This window comes from Novosphingobium sp. BL-S-34 (genome assembly GCF_056857015.1).
The window spans coordinates 1-17,102 of the sequence record NZ_JBXEPV010000003.1 but is presented as its reverse complement, the minus strand read 5'-3'; the positions used below and the strand labels follow the sequence as shown (position 1 = coordinate 17,102).

Annotated in this window: 10 protein-coding genes and 2 pseudogenes; 4 read left to right on the top strand and 8 right to left on the bottom strand. The window is 60.7% G+C overall.

The window, feature by feature from the left end; all coding sequences use genetic code 11:
* Nucleotides 1-2,244: 2,244 nt before the first annotated feature.
* The 3 genes from AC1VV3_RS22950 to AC1VV3_RS22940 all read right to left on the bottom strand — a co-directional run bounded on the left by AC1VV3_RS22950 (nt 2,245) and on the right by AC1VV3_RS22940 (nt 8,679).
* Nucleotides 2,245-2,502, bottom strand: a complete 258-nt coding sequence (locus tag AC1VV3_RS22950; RefSeq protein ID WP_132270440.1) for a hypothetical protein — start codon at nt 2,500-2,502, stop codon at nt 2,245-2,247.
* Between the two features lie 1,234 nt (nt 2,503-3,736).
* Nucleotides 3,737-7,447: an AAA family ATPase gene (locus tag AC1VV3_RS22945; RefSeq protein ID WP_482963387.1), complete on the bottom strand. Its 3,711-nt coding sequence runs from the start codon at nt 7,445-7,447 to the stop codon at nt 3,737-3,739.
* Nucleotides 7,447-8,679, bottom strand: coding sequence for an exonuclease SbcCD subunit D (locus tag AC1VV3_RS22940; RefSeq protein ID WP_482963386.1), 1,233 nt, complete (start codon nt 8,677-8,679; stop codon nt 7,447-7,449). Before AC1VV3_RS22940 ends, AC1VV3_RS22945 begins: the two co-directional genes overlap by 1 nt.
* 544 nt (nt 8,680-9,223) lie before the next feature.
* Here AC1VV3_RS22940 and AC1VV3_RS22935 point away from each other — a divergent pair.
* The 3 genes and pseudogenes from AC1VV3_RS22935 to AC1VV3_RS22925 form a co-directional block, all read left to right on the top strand.
* Nucleotides 9,224-9,535 (top strand): annotated as a pseudogene (locus tag AC1VV3_RS22935) (transposase); the annotation flags it as partial.
* Between the two features lie 78 nt (nt 9,536-9,613).
* Nucleotides 9,614-10,777, top strand: coding sequence for an IS110 family RNA-guided transposase (locus tag AC1VV3_RS22930; RefSeq protein WP_482963385.1), 1,164 nt, complete (start codon nt 9,614-9,616; stop codon nt 10,775-10,777).
* A 293-nt stretch (nt 10,778-11,070) separates the two neighbouring features.
* Nucleotides 11,071-11,961: pseudogene (locus AC1VV3_RS22925) on the top strand (IS256 family transposase); the annotation flags it as partial.
* A 278-nt stretch (nt 11,962-12,239) separates the two neighbouring features.
* On the opposite strand, the gene AC1VV3_RS22920 reads toward AC1VV3_RS22925, so the two are convergent.
* On the bottom strand, nt 12,240-14,090 hold the full coding sequence (locus AC1VV3_RS22920) for a HipA domain-containing protein (RefSeq protein ID WP_482963384.1): 1,851 nt from the start codon (nt 14,088-14,090) through the stop codon (nt 12,240-12,242).
* A gap of 12 nt (nt 14,091-14,102) precedes the next feature.
* Between AC1VV3_RS22920 and AC1VV3_RS22915 the strand changes: the two genes are divergently transcribed.
* Nucleotides 14,103-14,450: an alcohol dehydrogenase catalytic domain-containing protein gene (locus AC1VV3_RS22915; protein ID WP_482963383.1), complete on the top strand. Its 348-nt coding sequence runs from the start codon at nt 14,103-14,105 to the stop codon at nt 14,448-14,450.
* A gap of 26 nt (nt 14,451-14,476) precedes the next feature.
* On the opposite strand, the gene AC1VV3_RS22910 is transcribed toward AC1VV3_RS22915, so the two are convergent.
* The 4 genes from AC1VV3_RS22910 to AC1VV3_RS22895 all read right to left on the bottom strand — a co-directional run bounded on the left by AC1VV3_RS22910 (nt 14,477) and on the right by AC1VV3_RS22895 (nt 17,096).
* Complete coding sequence (locus tag AC1VV3_RS22910; RefSeq protein ID WP_482963382.1) at nt 14,477-15,520, bottom strand: IS30 family transposase; 1,044 nt, start codon at nt 15,518-15,520, stop codon at nt 14,477-14,479.
* A 322-nt stretch (nt 15,521-15,842) separates the two neighbouring features.
* The gene (locus tag AC1VV3_RS22905; RefSeq protein ID WP_482963381.1) at nt 15,843-16,103 is read right to left on the bottom strand and encodes a hypothetical protein; all 261 of its coding nucleotides are present in this window, start codon (nt 16,101-16,103) and stop codon (nt 15,843-15,845) included.
* Between the two features lie 171 nt (nt 16,104-16,274).
* Complete coding sequence (locus AC1VV3_RS22900) at nt 16,275-16,424, bottom strand: hypothetical protein (RefSeq protein ID WP_482963380.1); 150 nt, start codon at nt 16,422-16,424, stop codon at nt 16,275-16,277.
* A 192-nt stretch (nt 16,425-16,616) separates the two neighbouring features.
* A complete protein-coding gene (locus AC1VV3_RS22895) occupies nt 16,617-17,096 on the bottom strand; it encodes a hypothetical protein (RefSeq protein ID WP_482963379.1) in 480 nt (159 codons plus the stop codon).
* Nucleotides 17,097-17,102 lie beyond the last annotated feature (6 nt).

Below are 17,102 nucleotides of genomic sequence, written 5' to 3'. Positions count from 1 at the left end.
AATTCATCCAGCGAACCGTCTCATGGCCTCACGCATAAGGAGGCGACTATGAAAACTTTTAAATTATTGCTGGTACTTGCAGGAGTGGCCGGTAGCCTCGGCGCGGCAGCGACGGCAGACGCACACCCTCGCGATCACCACCGGTACGAGGAGCGACGCGATCACTATCGCGATCACCGCCGCTATGATCGCCAGCGGCATTGGAGCGGCCACCGCTATCGCGGAAATGATCGGCGCTGTTGGACGGAATGGCGCCATCACCACAAGGTCCGTGTCTGCCGCTAAACTCAGTCCAGATGTGGTTGTCTAAAGGAGGGTCGGGCTGTCAAAGGTCCGGCCTTCATGGCATTTGGTTCCTCGCCGCTTGCGGACCACGGCTTGTCGTTCGGTTCAAGACTATCGGCCGTTGTCATATTCGCAGCAGTAAGAACGTAAGGCATTCTACTCGTTCAACGCTCGCAAACTTCAAGCGCTAACTTAGCGGACGCTTCCCAAGCAATCAAAGTGATGGCAGACGCGGCAACTCACCAAGCAACCCACCGGTTATTGCCGTGCCGCACGTCCGCAACGATCAAAAGGGCAGGGCGCGTTAACCTGTCAATCGCAGATGTTATCCGGATTTGATCGCCAAAGGAGCGGCAGGGTCCCGGCTCAATCGCAGTGCGTTCGTTGGCCAGGCCGCCCCCGCGAGAACTTGTGTGCTGGCCGATATTGATTAGGCATCAGGAGCATTGGCGCTGTCACCAACCCCTCGATAGATAAGATCGGTTTTCCGGCAGCGCCGCCTTGCATAGTTCCTAACTTGCAAGCGCTTTAAGGGACATCGACGAGATAAGCGATGGAGCTCTGAAGACGATGCGGCCATCATGCCTGCGGACAGTCACAGCCCTGATTATATGCCCGCCAATCAGGTGTTATGGACAAGCCTAATCACGCCTTCGAGTGGACGGCCAATCCATGCTTCTTTACCAATCATCTGGCGATCTTCGAATATCGGTACGCCATACATCTCAAAGTCCTTACGGAACAGGATCAGATCGAAGGGGGCATATTCTCGATATCGAGAAACGCCCCCTTCTCACCGCTCGGCATAGGGCAACTTGGGAGAGAGCCATGCCGCCGAACTTGATCCGTCTACAGATCCGATTACGGCAACGAGGCTAGATTGGCATCGGTTCCTAGAGAAAAAGCGAAATAGCTTCAACGCAGCACGACAAAGATCGGAACTCTATATCCTGGGCAATAGGTTGCGAAAAAACACGCCGTCCAATAGATTGGATTGCGCGCCAATATTACTTGCATCGGGCCGATGCTGTCGATCGGCGTTCATCAGGTTTTGACTGACTTAAAAAGCTTCGACGCCTGCGATCTAAGCGTAGAGTGGGAAGAAAGACTCCGATTGCGAAGCTTGCGCGATCGCTACCTGTTAAAACATCCGCCTCCCGGACGGGACGCAATCTCGATAACCGGGGTGGGCTGTAAATCGGCTGTATTTACAGGATACAAATATGCTTAAAGCTAATCTCGAGGGATGGGTTAGTCCCGCGGTGCCAACGCAATACGATCACCGCCGGCGGCGGCAGCACAGATGCCGTTCACGTAACGACTACGGTGAGTCTGGCTTCGTCAGAAATATATGACAGCCGGTGAGAAACCCGGCCTGGAGTAAAGCGCGCATAATAAAAGAGGTCCCGCAGAGGTGTATTCGGCCGCGGGACCTGAGGTTCAGCGTGATGGGTCTGGCCGAAGCAGACTGATGGCTTTTCAAAGCAATCCATCAACTGGATCGGGTGCGCCTCCTTGCATGAGACGTGGGTCGTTCTCACCCGAGTGGGAGGATAGCGCTTGCGAAGGGCGGAAGTTGCGCGTTTCTCATAATTGCGAGATGATCTCAACAAAGCAGCCCCGCCCTTGCCGCGGTACTTTGATCCCTGAGCGCGAAAACGGTATGCCTGTAAGGGACAACCATAGTGGAAATTCTGTGTATTGTCAGTGGCATACCGCTGGCGTCGTGACCTGACAATGACGAACAGTCGCATTGACCGCAGCCGGCGAGGCACTCTGAGAACTGTCAGTACTTCGCATGTACGCGCGATGGCACTGCTAAGCCGCTCGCCTTGGCACGCCGCTGAAGAGCGAACCACTTGACCGAATCCCAGACGCTGATCCTGGCGAGCGCGCAATTCACCACAAATGACACACAAAGGGCTGGGTCACTGCATGGCCGTGCCGGTTCGCTGGGCTTCACGAGCCGATTGCAGCTGCTGACGCGGTCAAGAAAAACACTGACAAATGCTGATCGAACTGATTGTCACAAAGAGCGGGCGGCGCCAAATCATCCGCCGCCCCGGTAATACCGCCCTCAGCGCGGGCGATTCCACTCCCCCCGGTCGCGATCACCATCACGACGATGATCGCCGCGGTGACGGCCCCGGTCGTGATCCCGATCATGACGATCATACCGGTCTCCGTGCGGCGGGCGGTAGCGGCCTGGGCGGTCATCAGTGCACGCGGCAAGTCCGGTGCTGGCGACCATCAAGAGGGCCACTCCAAGTTTCAGGTAACGGGGCATTCGAAACTCCAAGCTGGATGCGTCGCACGGCGATGCAGTTTGGTGGAGTTAACCTGAAGTCCTGAGCAGCTGCGAGGTTCCGTGAAATCGGCTCGGAGACGCGCGAAGGATGAGCCTCGAGGAAGGCTCTGCGAATTTGGACCGGACCGCCTCATCAAACTGGTACCAAAGCGCTCGACAGGTTTAGCAGGCCACCAAGTTTCGGCGCTACGGATCCCGCCGATCATCGCCAACTACGAATGCCTATCGCTATGGGACATTTCTAATTTGCGCCGGGAGTTCCAGTGAAGCGCGACATTCCTTGACGCTGAGTTTCATTGTTCCATGTGTGGAGCGAGCCTACTCAAGAGGCATCCTTCCTTGGCGCCCATAGTCCGATCTGTTTCGTCAAAAATTCTTGGGGTGTCCGATAGGATAGGCATTTTGCGCTAGGTGTTGTTTGGCTGGTGACAGACCACTTGGGTCGCCATCTCGTTCAGCGCAATGTCTTTATCTGATGGCAGGTATCGTCAGCAAGCGGACAAGGAGGAAGCCGCATGAGCGAACGCACGAAGCTGCAATTCGATGACCTGGCAGTGCGACCAAAGCGTCCGAGACCCAATCTCGACGAGTTGCACAACGTTAGCGAAGAGCACGGCTTTCTGTCCCGCGATCCGGCCGAACCGGCCGGGACAGGGGCGGGGGGCGACCTCGCGGCACCACAGACGGATTCTGCCCCACCGGTTGCAGCCCCGCAGCCTGAAGCGCCATCGCTTTAGCACGTAGAGACCGTCCCAATACCACAGGCCTCGGCCCCATCCATGTCGATGAGCGCTCAGGGTCAAAGTGCTGCAAGCACATATCCGATGGTGTTCCGCCGGCGGGGAAGACCGCCTAGCGATAGGCCGTATCCCCTTAACATCAAGGTCAGTCAGAGCGTGCTGCAACGCGTCTATGCCCGCTACGACAAAACTGCCCTATCCTTCGCCAGCTTCCTAAACCTCGCCGCAATCCGCAAATGGCTGCCACACTTTGTCAACGCGAGCTAGCACTGTATAGGCTTGCCGCGAGAAGGTTGACGGGCAGTGCCTAGCCTGCGGGGCCTAAGCATAGCATTGCGTCTTCAAAGAAGGCGCAATGCCATCGCTGGTCTGTCTGGGGTGAGAAAACGCAAATCGGGCATTTCTACCCGTATGCAATCCCGATGGTGCTGGTGCCGCGCCCAGTAGGCGTCACCTCGATCTTGACCGGCACGCGCTCTTTCAACTCCTCCACATGGCTGATGACGCCCACCCGGCGGCCACTCGCATGAAGGTGTTCGAGGAGCGCCAAGGCCTGGCCGAGACTGGCTGGATCGAGCGCCCCGAAGCCTTCGTCGATGAACAGGCTCTCGATCTTGACCCCGCGTCCGCTCGACATTTCGGCGAGACCTAGGGCGAGGGCGAGACTGACCAAGAAGCGCTCGCCTCCGGACAGGTTGTGTAGTCCACGCACTTGCCCTCCCATGTCATTGTCCACGACCTGGACGAGCATTTCGCCGCCGGTCCCTCGCTCCAGAGCGTAGCGCGGCTTCAGCTCTGCAAGCCGGGTATTGGCGTGTTCGAGCAGTCGATCGAGTGTCAGCCCTTGCGCAAAGCGTCGAAATGCCTTGCCCTCTCGGTCGCCGATGAGGTCGGAAAGACGCAGCCAGACGTCGGCTTGGGACGTGGCCGCCTCAAGCTCCGCGCGCAATGACGAGGTGCGCGCCCGGACCTGATCGTCCTGCAGAATGCGCAGGCGTGCCTGTTCTCGCGCGGCATTGGCGCCCTCGAGTTCGCCCTTCGCTTGCATCAGAGCGTCAGGGAGCAACTCGGGCGTGAGCTCTTCATTCTCCGGTGCTTCGGCGGTGTGACGTTCAAGGTCGGCATGGCACTTGCTCAGGACAGCCAAGGCTTCACCGACGCCGGTGTCCAGCGCCGCGAGCGCCTGTGCCTCCGCATCAATGGACTCCTGACCGGCTTTGGCAAGCTGAGCGAGTTGATGCTCGGCGACTTCCATGCTGGAAAGTGACGCGTCGAGCGCCGCCGATGCGGACGAATATTTAACGTCGGCCTCATCGTGGTTTCCAACCGCGCTCTTCAGCGCAGCTTCGCTTCCGGCAAAAAGCCGCGCCGCATTTTCGCTAACCTGTCGAGCCACCTCATTCGCCTGTCGCGCTTCGCCCGAGGCCCGCGCTGTTGTTTCCTCGACCTCTGCGACGCTGCGCCCTTCGAGCAGTTCAGAGCGTTCGGCGCTCTTGAGGGCACGTGTATTGGCAAGATTGAGCTTTGTTGCGGCAGCAGCCTTAGCCTGTAGGCGCGCGAGATCGTGCGTACGTACGGCCTCGTGTCGTTGCGCATCGAGGCCGGGCAGGGCAGTTTCAGCTTCGCTCTGCTCGGCCGTGTAGGACCGCCAAGTTTCTGCCTGCTTACGCAGCCAACTTCCTGCGTCCGGCAATTGCCGCCATTCCGAGAACGCCGCGAGGGCCCGATCGAGCGCGCGATCGTTGTTCTGCATTTCTGCGTTCTGCCGGTCGGTCATGGCACGACCTTCGCTGAGAGCCTGGGCACGAGCCGCCAGCGCGATGCGCGCGGCGTCCTCGCTCTGCTGCATATCATCAAGCGCCTTGCGCGCGAGATCCTGCGCATCACGGCTTTGAGACGCGATCTGCCGGGCGGAGAGAGCATCCTGGCGCTTCTGGACCCGTTCATCGCGGTGGCGGGCGAGGTCCTCACGACTGGGAAGGGCGGAGCTATCGAGACCAACATCCAGCAACGCAGCGCGCAAGGTCCGATTTGCCTCACCGGCCTTATCCTGCAGAGGCATCAGCGCTTCGGCGCGCAAACTCTCCTCCTGGGTTAGCGCTTCTTCGCGCGCGGACAGCGTTTCGCGTTCGCGCGTAAGGGATTGCTGTTCGCTTCGTTGCCGGGAGAGTTCCTGCTCGAGGGCCTCTGCGTGCCTACGATTGCTTTCCAAATGTGTCCCGAGCAGCGTTTCGAGGGCGGAGAGCGGGTGCTCTTGCGCGCCGCAGACCGGGCAGGGCTCACCGTCCACCAACTCCGCGCGCATGAATTCGGCGGCCTTGCCCGACGCCGCAACAGACTGCGCCAGAACGTGACGGGCTTGCCGGACCTGCGTCTCCAGATCCGGAAGCGAGGCTTCGTATTCCGCCAAGCGTTGGACGATGGTCGTACGACGCGAAGCCGCGTCGGCTTGTGCGGCGCGCGTTTCCTTCAATGCGGCTTGGGCCTGCGTGACATCACGGCTGGCCTGCGCGAATTCCACCGACCGCAGCTCGGCTGTAGCCAGCAAGTCGATCTCCCGCGAGAGTGCGTCAAGAGCCGCTTCGGCGGGGGCTTCGGCTTCGGCTTCCGTGCGATGCCGTGTTGCCGCGCCAAGGTTTTCGCGCGCTATGCGCACAGCGTCTAGCGTTGTCGCATGCCGGGCGAGGGCGAGTGTCTCTTCGCGCTCCAGTTCGACAAGGCGGCCCTGCGCCTCTTGGGATTGGGTATGCGACGATGCGCGGGCGGCGATGAGCTCGGAGAGCTCCTCTTCGCGTTCATGGAGGGTGCGAAGTGCGGCGTTGCTGGTGCACCACGCAGCGGCATTGGCGATCCGGGTTTGCGCCTGTGCGAAGGATCCTTCGGCCGCCGCGGCGGATTCCTCTGCCTCATTGGCATGCTTGGCGAGCGCATCTGCTTCTCGCGAAGCATGCATGAGCGCTTCGCTGGTGTCTGCAAGTTGGCGGTCGAGGGCGCGTGCGGCCGCCAACACAGGGGTGAGAGCTTCGGCTTCCCGCTCCTGTTGCTTCAAGGCATTCGCTGCGGTCCGTGCTGCTGCTGCGGACATCTCGAGCTGCGCATTGGCGTTAGAAAGCGCATTCTGCGCTGCGGTGCGCTTGTCGTCGGCTTCCTGCAATACAGACCTGGCATTCTCGCGGGCCGTCCAGAGTGGCACGAACCGCAGCAAGGCACGATTGCGGGCTAGCGCGTCGCGTCGATCCGCAGCGAGGGCCTGAAGATTTTTTGCGGCGTCGAGCGCTTGCTCGGCGGTCGAGATTTCATTTGCCAACTCGCGTGCGCGTGCCGCCCGGCGCTTCTGGGCTCCCAGTGCCTCGAGAGCCTCCGAGGCAGCCGCATGAGCCGCCTCTGCCTCCGCCAATTCGGCTTCGGCAACGGCGCGGCCTTGGTCATCGAGACCGTGGAGCGCGGCAATGCGTTGGCGGATCGAGTCCAGCCCGGCGCGCAGACCTTGCGCCTTCTCGTAGGCAGCCCGGCCCAGGCGGGTGTAGATTTGGGACCCGGTCAGCCGTTCCAGGAGCGCAGCCCGCTCATTGGCGTCAGCACGAATGAATGCCTCAAAATCGCCTTGGGCAAGCAGCACCGCACGCGTGAATTGCTCGGCGGTCAATCCGATCACGGCTGCGATGGCGCGCAGAGTTTCCGTGCGAGTGCCGCCCATCCGCTCACTGGTGTCGAGGCGTTCGAAAGCGTGCTCGTGGTTTTGCAAGCGACCTTCTGCTTTGCCTCTTGCCCGCCTCACGCTCCAGCGAGCGCGGTAGACGCCGCCAGCAGGCATTGCGAAATCGACTTCGGCGTATCCATCGGCGGTGCCATGACGAAGGATCGAACGCGGGTCGCGCGCGGCGATCCCGTTTTCGTCGTTTCCAACGCTGCCGCTTGTCGGGGCAGCGCGTAAGCGAGGGATTTCCGCGAAGAGCGCGAGACAAACGGCGTCAAGAAGCGTGGATTTTCCAGCGCCGGTCGGCCCGGTAATGGCGAAGATGCCCGAGCCGGCCAGCGGTTCCGCCTCGAAATCGATTTCAAATTCGCCGGTCAGGCTGGCGAGGTTGCTGCCCCGGATCGCAAGAATGCGCATCAGGCGGGTTCCTCGGCAGCTTGGGTTTCGATCAGGAGCGTGGCGAAGGCGCGCGCGAGGTCGTCCGGAGGGCCGTCACCGCCATATTCACGGTTGAAGAGCGCCGCGAACACTGTTTCGGGATCGAGATCGGCAAGTTCAGCGCCGACGAGGGGATCGCAGCTACTGCCGGCGTCTTGTGGGCGAATGGTTGCAATGCGCACGAGCCGCACTGGCAACGGTTCGATCGCCGCGAGGATGCGCGACTGAAGGTCCGGCTCGGGTCCGTCGATCTCAATTGCGATTTCGATGAAAGGCCAGCTGGCGGCCGACAGTTCGGCGTCGAGTTGCAGCGCTTCGATGGCGGCCAGGGCGGTATCCAATGGGGCGGGCCCGACCGCAAGAAAGTCGACGGGACGCGGGATCGGCAGCAATTCGACCTGGCACGGCATTTCGCTGCCTTGAACCTTAACGATCACCACTGAATGGCGGTAGTCGCGTTCGGCGCTCGAGAGTGGGAAGGGTGAGCCGGCGTACCGAACCGTGGTCTCCGCGGCGACCGCTTGAGGGCGGTGGAGATGTCCGAGTGCGACATAGGCCGCCCTCGCGTCGAAAAGCGTTGCTGCTTGCGCCTCCTCGCCCCCGATTACGATGCGGCGCTCGGATAGCTCCGAGACCTCGCCGCCGGCGACATGGAGATGGCCGGTGAGGATCATCGGCAAATCACCAGCTTGCGCTTTGCCCGCTTCCGCGACGGCGTCGTAAAGCGAGGGGAGGTCGTGGGAGCCGAGATCGCCGGGACGGCAGAAGGGTACCGCGGCAAGCCATGCCCCTATATCGCCGGAAGGGCCAAACAGCGGCAGGAGCAGGCGCTCGAAGTCGGGGCTTCCATTCTTTCGCGGCAAGGCGCCGATGAAATGCACGCGGCCTTCCCCGAGTAGTGCGGCGGGAAGGTCGATCCGAGCTGCACTGTCGTGATTGCCGCCAATGACTACCACTTGAAGTCCAGAGAGCCGCGTGGTCGCCAGGTTGAGGAACCGGAAAAGCCGGCGCATCGCAGATACTGGCGGATTGGCGACGTCATATACGTCCCCCGTGACGAGCAGCACATCCACAGCCTCCGCTTCGAGGCGATCAAGCAGCCATTGGAGGAAAAGATCGTGCTCCGCTTCGCGGGCGTGACCATTGAGTTCGTGGCCAAGGTGCCAGTCGGATGTATGACAAATGGTGAGCGTTTGGGCGCGTTGCGACATCATTTGCTCATTGCCTGCGCTTAGGCCCGAGGCAAGCGCCAGATTGGGAGAACTCGGTGCTAAGCCATCTGGCTGCCGCCGGTAAGGGTTTTCAGATTGAAACGTGCTTGCGATCCACCTTCGGAAAACCGTATGTCAAGTAGTACTAGGCAGTGTCATCTCTATCTAGCGGAGGATGTCATTTCTATCTGGGGCTGCGAGTTCCAGTTGAAGCGCGACATTCCTTGGCGCTGAGTATCATTGTTCCTTGGGTGGGGCGAACGCCACCCAAGGAACATCCGACCCCGGCGCCCATAGCCCGATCTGTTCCGTCAAAACTTCTTGGGGTGTCCGATAGGACAGGCATTTCCGCGGAGTGTTGTTCAGCTGGTGACAGACCGCCTGGATCACCATCTCGTCCATCGCCGCAATGTCCGTATCTGATGGCAGATATCGTCGCAGACGATCGTGTCCCAGGACGTGGTGTAGCTGAAGGCTGAGGTGGTCACCGTGATTTTCGGGTAGGTTTGGGTTGTGAAGCTCAAACCTGACGGAAGGAATCACGATGACCGATCCGATGATGCACTTGCGTTCGCTGGTAGAGAAGGCCCCCGATGCAGATATTCTGCGCGAGATGATTTCGTTTGCCGCCGAGCGGCTGATGGAGATGGAAGTCGGCAACCTGACCGGAGCCGGCCACGGCGAGAAATCTGCGGCGAGGCTGGTCCAGCGCAACGGCTACCGCGAGCGCGACTGGCAGACGCGAGCGGGGACGGTCGAACTACGCATCCCCAAGCTCAGGAAGGGAAGCTACTTCCCCGGCTTCCTCGAACCCCGTCGCATGGCCGAGCGGGCGCTGACCGCAGTGATCCAGGAAGATCCCATGGCGAGAGGTGGATAGCGGCTGGCGCTCTGGCAGAGTGCGGTTGCTGACCCTAACTCCGTGGAGGCAACCATGCTTGCAGCTACAACTGATCGACCCCATGCGCCGGCCGCTATCCGTATTGATCTTGGCGCCATCTTCGTTTCGATGGAACTGAGTAAATCGACGTGGCTAATTACGTCGCTGTCACCAGGTGCTAGCGAGCGGATGTCGAAACATGTCGTGCGCGCTGGCGACATCGCCGGCCTGATGGACCGGTTCACGCAGCTTCGCACGAAGGCGGCCCAGAGGACTGGCCAGGATTTTGGCGTAATCGTCATCCAAGAGGCCGGTCTCGACGGATTCTGGATTCACCGCGTACTCGAACGGGAGGGCATCGAAAGCCATGTCGTCGATCCCGCATCAATCGCGACGTCACGGCGACGGCGGAGAGCGAAGACCGACAAGATCGACGGCGAAGCGCTGGTGCGCGCCTTGCTCGCGTATAAGAGAGGCGAACCACGGGTGTGCGCGATGGTTCGGCCGCCGAGTGTGGAAGAGGAGGACCGGCGCCGCGTCTGTCGTGAGCGCAAGGTTCTGATCAACGAGCGCACCTGCCACGTCAATCGGATCAAAGGTCTGCTCTTTACGCAAGGCATCACGGGTTACGAGCCGATGCGTCGCGATCGACGCGATCGGCTCAAGGATATGCAAACGGGCGATGGCCGGCCCCTCGCTCGGCATGTCGAAGGGCAGATTCACCGCGAACTCGATCGCCTCGAGCTGATCATGCAACAGATCAAAGCCGTCGAGGTGGAACGCGATGCTTTGGTCAAAGAGGAAGCAACCGACACTCCGGTCACGATGCTCATGCACGTCAAGGGCATCGGACCGGAGTTCGCCGCCGTTCTGTGTTCGGAAGGTCTATTCCGGCATTTTGACAATCGACGACAGCTTGCTGCCTATGCTGGCTTGGCGCCCACACCATGGCAGAGCGGATCAATCCGACGCGAGCAGGGCGTCTCCAAGACCGGGAATGCTCGGCTGCGATCGACCATGGTCGAGTTGTCTTGGCTCTGGCTGCGATACCAGCCGGACTCCGCGCTTGCGCGCTGGTTCCATGAACGCGTGCAACACAACGGCGGCCGTCTCAAAAAGCCGACGATTGTAGCACTCGCCCGCAAGCTCCTCGTCGCCTTGTGGAAATATGCGACTGCGGGCGTGGTGATCGAGGGAGCCATAGTGAAGGCCGCCTGACGCAACACCCTACACCAATCCCTGGAGCCTGATCAGCTCCGCGGATCCAGGAAGCGAACCGAGATATAAGTTGGCGTTCACCGCCGCCAGGAAGACTGGTCTCGCTTACCTCAGCCCGTCCCGCCGTAAGCGGGATAATGGTGCAGCCGTTCCGGACGGCGACCGCATGTGAGCTGGATATGGGTCGATTCGTCGGTCCGCGTCATACAACGGGCAAAGCCTGGATCCGATTGCCAAGGAGACGGCCAATGCTGTCACGACATTAAACCTTGACCGACGTCCTCGTCATGTGAGCGTATATCCAGGGCATCTCCACCCGCTCGGTAGATGACCTGGTAAAGGCGCTGGGTATGGATGGGATCTCGAAGAGCCAGGTCAGCCGGCTGTGCGAGGAACTCGACGAGAAGGTCGGTGCCTTCCTCGAGCGCCCAATCGAAGGCGACTGGCCGTACCTATAGATCGACGCCACCTACGTGAAAGTCCGGCAGAACGGGCGTATCGTCTCGGTGGCGGTGATCGTCGCGGTGGGCGTCAACAGCGATGGCCGCCGCGAGGTGCTAGGCATGGATATCGGTCCTTCCGAGGCCGAGCCGTTCTGGACCGCCTTCCTGCGCAAACTGACGCGCCGAGGACTGCGCGGTGTTAAGCTGGTCATCTCCGATGCGCACGAAGGCATTAAGGCGGCGGTCTCCAAACTGCTGTGCGCGACCTGGCAGCGCTGCCGCGTCCACTTCATGCGCAATGCACTCGCCCATGCCGGCAAGAGCGGCAGGCGCGTCGTCTCCGCCTTCATCGCCACCGCCTTCGCCCAGGAAACTCCAGAAGCTGCGAGCCAGCAGTGGCGTTCGATCGCCGACCAAGTGCGGCCCAAACTGCCCAAGCTAGCCACGCTGATGGACGACGCTGAGCCCGATGTGTTGGCCTACATGACATTCCCGCGCGAGCATCGCGCCAAACTACACAGCACAAACCCCATCGAGCGCCTTAATGGCGAAATCAAACGGCGGACCGAGGTCGTTGGGATCTTCCCGAACGAAGCCGCCATCACCCGCCTCGTCGGAGCCATCCTCATGGAACAGTCCGACGAATGGGCCGTCCAGCGCGCGCGGTACATGACGCTTGAAACGATGGCCCCGCTCAGCGACAATCCCATTGTCATGCTGTCGGCAGTACCCGGCTCATGATCGGCTCAGGCTGAGGCCGAAAAGCAAGGTGGTCCAGAAAAGCTACACCACCTCTCGGGACACGATCTAACCACCCCTCTCAGCCGCGAACGAACCTGGTAAGCAAAGCCGGATCTCGGAATGCCAAAACGACCGCTGAAGGTTGCGAATGGGCGCGTAGCCGACCGGCAGCCGTACGACTGGCGAAGGACCGGTTCCAGCGTGTGCTGCCAGACCGCCTTCTGATAAGCTGAAATTGTAGCGGTCTTTGGCGCCTTCGCCTTGGTCGCGCAGGTTCATCATAGTTCGGCAGCGAGTGCAGCATGACGCGATCGCACAATCTGGAGAACTGCCTCGGCCGTTTCGCTCGCCGATGCGGACTCCTGCACTATCGGTGGCAATGCGATCACGTCCATGGCCTCTCCAAGCGCCGCCAGTAAATTTTCGATGATTTCGCGGGCCTTGCGGAGCGGGAGATCGATCGTTCGCGCGCACGTCTCGAAGTCAGCCAGATGCAACCGGTCGTCCTTGCCGGCGAGCTTCAAGGCCATGTGATCGTTGTGCAGCCCCGGAAAGACGCGCGTGGTAAGGGCATCGTAGAGCGGTGCCATCCGGACACTCTCAAACACCCGTGCGCGCGGTGCCGCGATTTTGAGCATCGCGATATTCTTCAAGTGCATGTCACCGTCGGCAATCAGCCAAGAAAAAAGCGCGCGCCCGAAAAGCTCCGCGATGTCTTCGGTGGGATCCGTCGACAGGGCGCGAAGCGCGCGTGCCATGCGCTCGATAGTACCTTTGTACTTGTCTTCCGCGGGTACGCCCAAGATCGAGCAAAAATCCTCCATGGCGAGCCGGCGCGGATCGCTGCCATTCTCACGAATGTCGAAACGCTCGACGACCAGCGCCGGTGCCATCCCGTCCGGCATGACAGTGAGCGCGGCCTCGGCTGACGTGAAGCCAGCCATTCGTCCAAGCTCAATGCATAACCATTCCACTACCGGCATCTGTTCGAATCCCGAAGTGCCAGCGGGTTTGAGAATATGAGTGAAGGGTAGATCGGTCGCGGGCAGCAGTGTACCGTCGTGGCGCAGATGCATCGGTGCCTTGATCTGGACTCCCGACAAGCGCGGCGTTGTACCGGTGGCGAAAATCCGTGCGAGATTGGTCTCGAAGCTTTCCTCGAACGCTCCGCGGGAAGGGCCGCCGTAGGTTCCGGTGAACATGCCGTGCTCCTTGAAGTCACCAAGGCGCCCCGCAAGAATATCCGCTGGCAGTGAGGCCAGTTCATGAGCGTCTACGCCAATGGTGATATTCGACATGTACCGTTTGCCGTGACGCAGAGTCGAGCGTTGGTCTTCATCACGCAACACGTGGGCGAGCCACCCCTCGGGCAACAGGGATTCGATAAATGGCGGCAGCGTACCGGGTAGCGTTTCGCGGATGAGCGGTGGGGTCGTAATCTTGCCGGGCGACCAGCGCCATTCATGGCCGTCATGAGCGAGCATGCCGAGGGGGCTACCGTGCCAGGCCACGAGCAGAGAGAACGCGGCGTGGTTGATCGCAGGAGCCGCGCTATCGATGCCCCCTCGCAGATAGCGCTCGGCACTCTCACCCTCGCGGAACCAATCATTTGCGCGTGCTAGCACCCACAGAGCGTCTGCCACTGCGTCGTTCGAACCATATTCCGCGATGAGCCGCTCGGCCGTCGCGCGGCGCTGCTCCTCATTGAGTGCATTTGCCTGCTCGCTGCGCAGCCGGAAGGCTTCTAGCATGCGCTGCTCGGGCGAGGAGACCGAAAGGGTGAAATCGCCAAGCGAGTCGCCGATGACTGCCCTGTCGAGCGAGGGCCTGGGTGGTGCCTGAGTCTGGATGATTTCGAGCGAGCGCAGCCGCGTTCGCTGGTTGCGCCGACCTCCCAGGAAAAGTCGGCCGTCGAGGGTCGGGCCAAGCAAGGCCGCGCTGGCGGAACTCAGATAGGCGGCGGGGTACAGGTAATGGGCTATACGGACAGCGTGCGCACGCAGAAGGGCGTCGGCGTTCGCTTCTGCATCCACGTAGATACCGCGATAGACTTGGAGGATATCGCCGTCTCGCCCCCGTCGAAAGGCGGTCTGAGCATCTATATTCTCGCCAACCAGATAGAGGGTCATAAATTATTCCGCATGTCAGATGCGGATAATTTCATACGAAAGCGTCGTTATGTCAACCATTATGACGCATTTGAAATGCGTGAAAATTTCAACCGAGGTATGGGGGCGTTGGATCGCCCAGAGGGTCGCTTCGACATCGAGGAAATTGCGATCGAAAGGCCCAAGGGGCGCGAGGTCCTCGTCCAGGTGAAGGCTAGCGGCCTGTGCCATTCCGACCTCCATCTCGCCGAGGCGGATTTCGGCACCCCGCTGCCGGCAGTCTTGGGCCCCGAGCCGACATTCCGCACACCACACCAGGCAGTGTCATTTCTATCTAGCGGAGGGGTGTCATTTCTATCTGGGGCTGCGAGTTCCAGTTGAAGCGCGACATTCCTTGGCGCTGAGTATCATTGTTCCTTGGGTGGGGCGAACGCCACCCAAGGAACATCCGACCCCGGCGCCCATAGCCCGATCTGTTCCGTCAAAACTTCTTGGGGTGTCCGATAGGACAGGCATTTCCGCGGAGTGTTGTTCAGCTGGTGACAGACCGCCTGGATCACCATCTCGTCCATCGCCGCAATGTCCGTATCTGATGGCAGATATCGTCGCAGACGGCCATTGAAGTTCTCAACGCTGCCTTTCTGCCAAGGGGTCTTCGGATCACAGAAATAGCTTTCGATTCCGAGCTCGGTCCGGAGCCTCCTGTAGGCTGCAAACTCCGTGCCTCGATCAAAAGTGATAGTCTGACGAAGCGTAGAGGGAAGGGGGCCAAGTTGGGGACAAATCCCTCCCATGATCGCAACTGAGCCCCTATCCGGATTTCGCCAAAGCACCGCGAACCGGCTCGTTCGCTCGGCCAGGGAGGTGAGGTTGGCTTTGCCGTAGATCTGGCGGAAAGCAACGAGATCGCCTTCCCAATGGCCAAATGCGGCGCGCAGCGCGATGTCGGGGGGGCGGTGCTTGATACCGTTGACCAGCGGGATTTGCACCCCTTGAGGCTTGCGGCCACCACGCGGGCGACGACGACGACGCGCCCACGGCAACAATCGGGATAACCCTAGGCGTCGACCTTCCCTCCCATAGAAGTATTGGTAGATTGTCTCATGGCTGACGCGCGGTTGCTGGGCGGACAGGCGCATCCGTCCAGCAATTTGCTCTGGAGACCAACGCGGCCGAAGGCCTTGGACGACATCCGCGGCTAACTCCATGTTGCGTTCAAGCTTACGACCAGCAGCCCGGCGACGGCGGGCTCTTTTGTGTGTGACGTTGGGGAAATAGCCACGATACCACGCTTCCTCATCGTGCATGAAATTGCGGCGCAGCTCCCGGTAAATAGTAGATCGATGCCGTCCGAGCCGAGCTGCAATCTCGCAAACCGGGACGGCGGCATCCCTCATTTTCGCCAAAGCTTCACGCTCATCGTAACGTAGATGGCGATAGCTGTTCGTCATAGACTTTCCTCCGAGAGGGCACAAAGCCCAGAAATCCTCGGAATTCTCACTTCAATCTAGACCCCACCGGCTTACAACCGTAAAAAACAGATAATAGGAATTATGTTAAATAACGATGATTTATGCCGATGCGGAGCCTGATATCGCTGCGGAGACGGTAAATGGAAGTCCCATTGAGCGCCGCGCCCAAGGGCAATGGATTTCAGGCAAGGATTGCGCTGCCCAACGGCGTTTCCATCAGCTCGGCGGAATCCTTTCCGGCCAAAGCTGAAGCTATCGTCGCAGCGGCGGATTGGAAGCCGGCTCTCTTGCCAGCTGACGATCAGCGGCGGAGCACCGCGAGCGCCTCGGGCATCACGGTATAGACCGCTTCACGCTGCGCGCCGCGGTTCTGATGATCGACGCGGAAGCCCTGACAATTGCGACGCAGTAGCCCGACCCTGCAGAGATCCGAAACCGCACGGCTCACGTTGCACCGTCCGGAGCGCCGCATCCGCTCACGAACCTTTTTTTCGAGGACTCTGTCAGCTTCCGCCAGATCGATCGGAAGTGTTTCGGCTAGCTCCGCGCGGACCGCCTCCATGGTCGATCGACGGCGAGCATCCCGCCGCGCCATCGGCACAGGCGCGTCGCACAGCCACCCCCCTCCTCTCCTCGGCCGTTCGGCCCAGTAAGGCGCGCCAGCGCCGCTCCAACGGGCGCCACTGCGGCACCGTCGGTTGGCTTTGGGTCATCTTTGAGCTGTCCCGGGGTATCAGGCCCCTGGCCGTGCCGCCGGCGAGCGCCACAGGGCGATGATGTCCTGCATCTCCTCGGCAAATCCGAGGCTGTCGATATAGACTGCACCGCGATCGGTCTGGCCCAGGAAGCCGATGACGGTCGTGATGTCATTGGCGATCGCCACGTCGAGCCCGAAGATGTCGGCTATCTGGAGTGCCCAAGGTCGGGCCCGCTCCACTAGGCCATCAGTAAATCGGCGACGCGTTTCGACTGCCCGGTGTCGGTCATCGCGATCGGGATCAGCAGCGCCAGCGCGGCCCGCACTGAATCATAGTCGGTCGGAACCGGACGTCATCGTCCTTCTTCCCGCTGCGGCTCAGACACCTTCGTAGTCGATCGAGAGGCTGACCGCGAGCTTCTGGATTTCACCATGGCAGATGGGATCCGCGATATCGCGCTTGCTCAAGCCCTCGAGGATATCATCCGGCACACGATCGCCGAACAGGAGCACCGCGAACTCGGGACCATATTGGTAGGACGTATAATAGAGACCTTCGGCGGACGGGCAGACAACGTGAATTTTTTCCGCCCAGCCCCGCGTGACGGGGTAGGAACTACGCGGACCGGCCAGCAGGGCGTTGCCATTTACGCCGATCTTGCGTTGACCCGTGATCGTGATGCTGACGAGGTTGAGGTCATGCTGCGTGCGCACGTGACTATGACCACCTCGCAAAGCGGCGCGAAAACGGAGCGCTCGCACGCTTGCGGAGGTCGCCATGGCGACAATGGGCGCAGAGCAGCCGCCCTGCTGTAGGGGTCCCCGATACACCATTTCCACCGAGGGACTGATGGTCATCCGCGC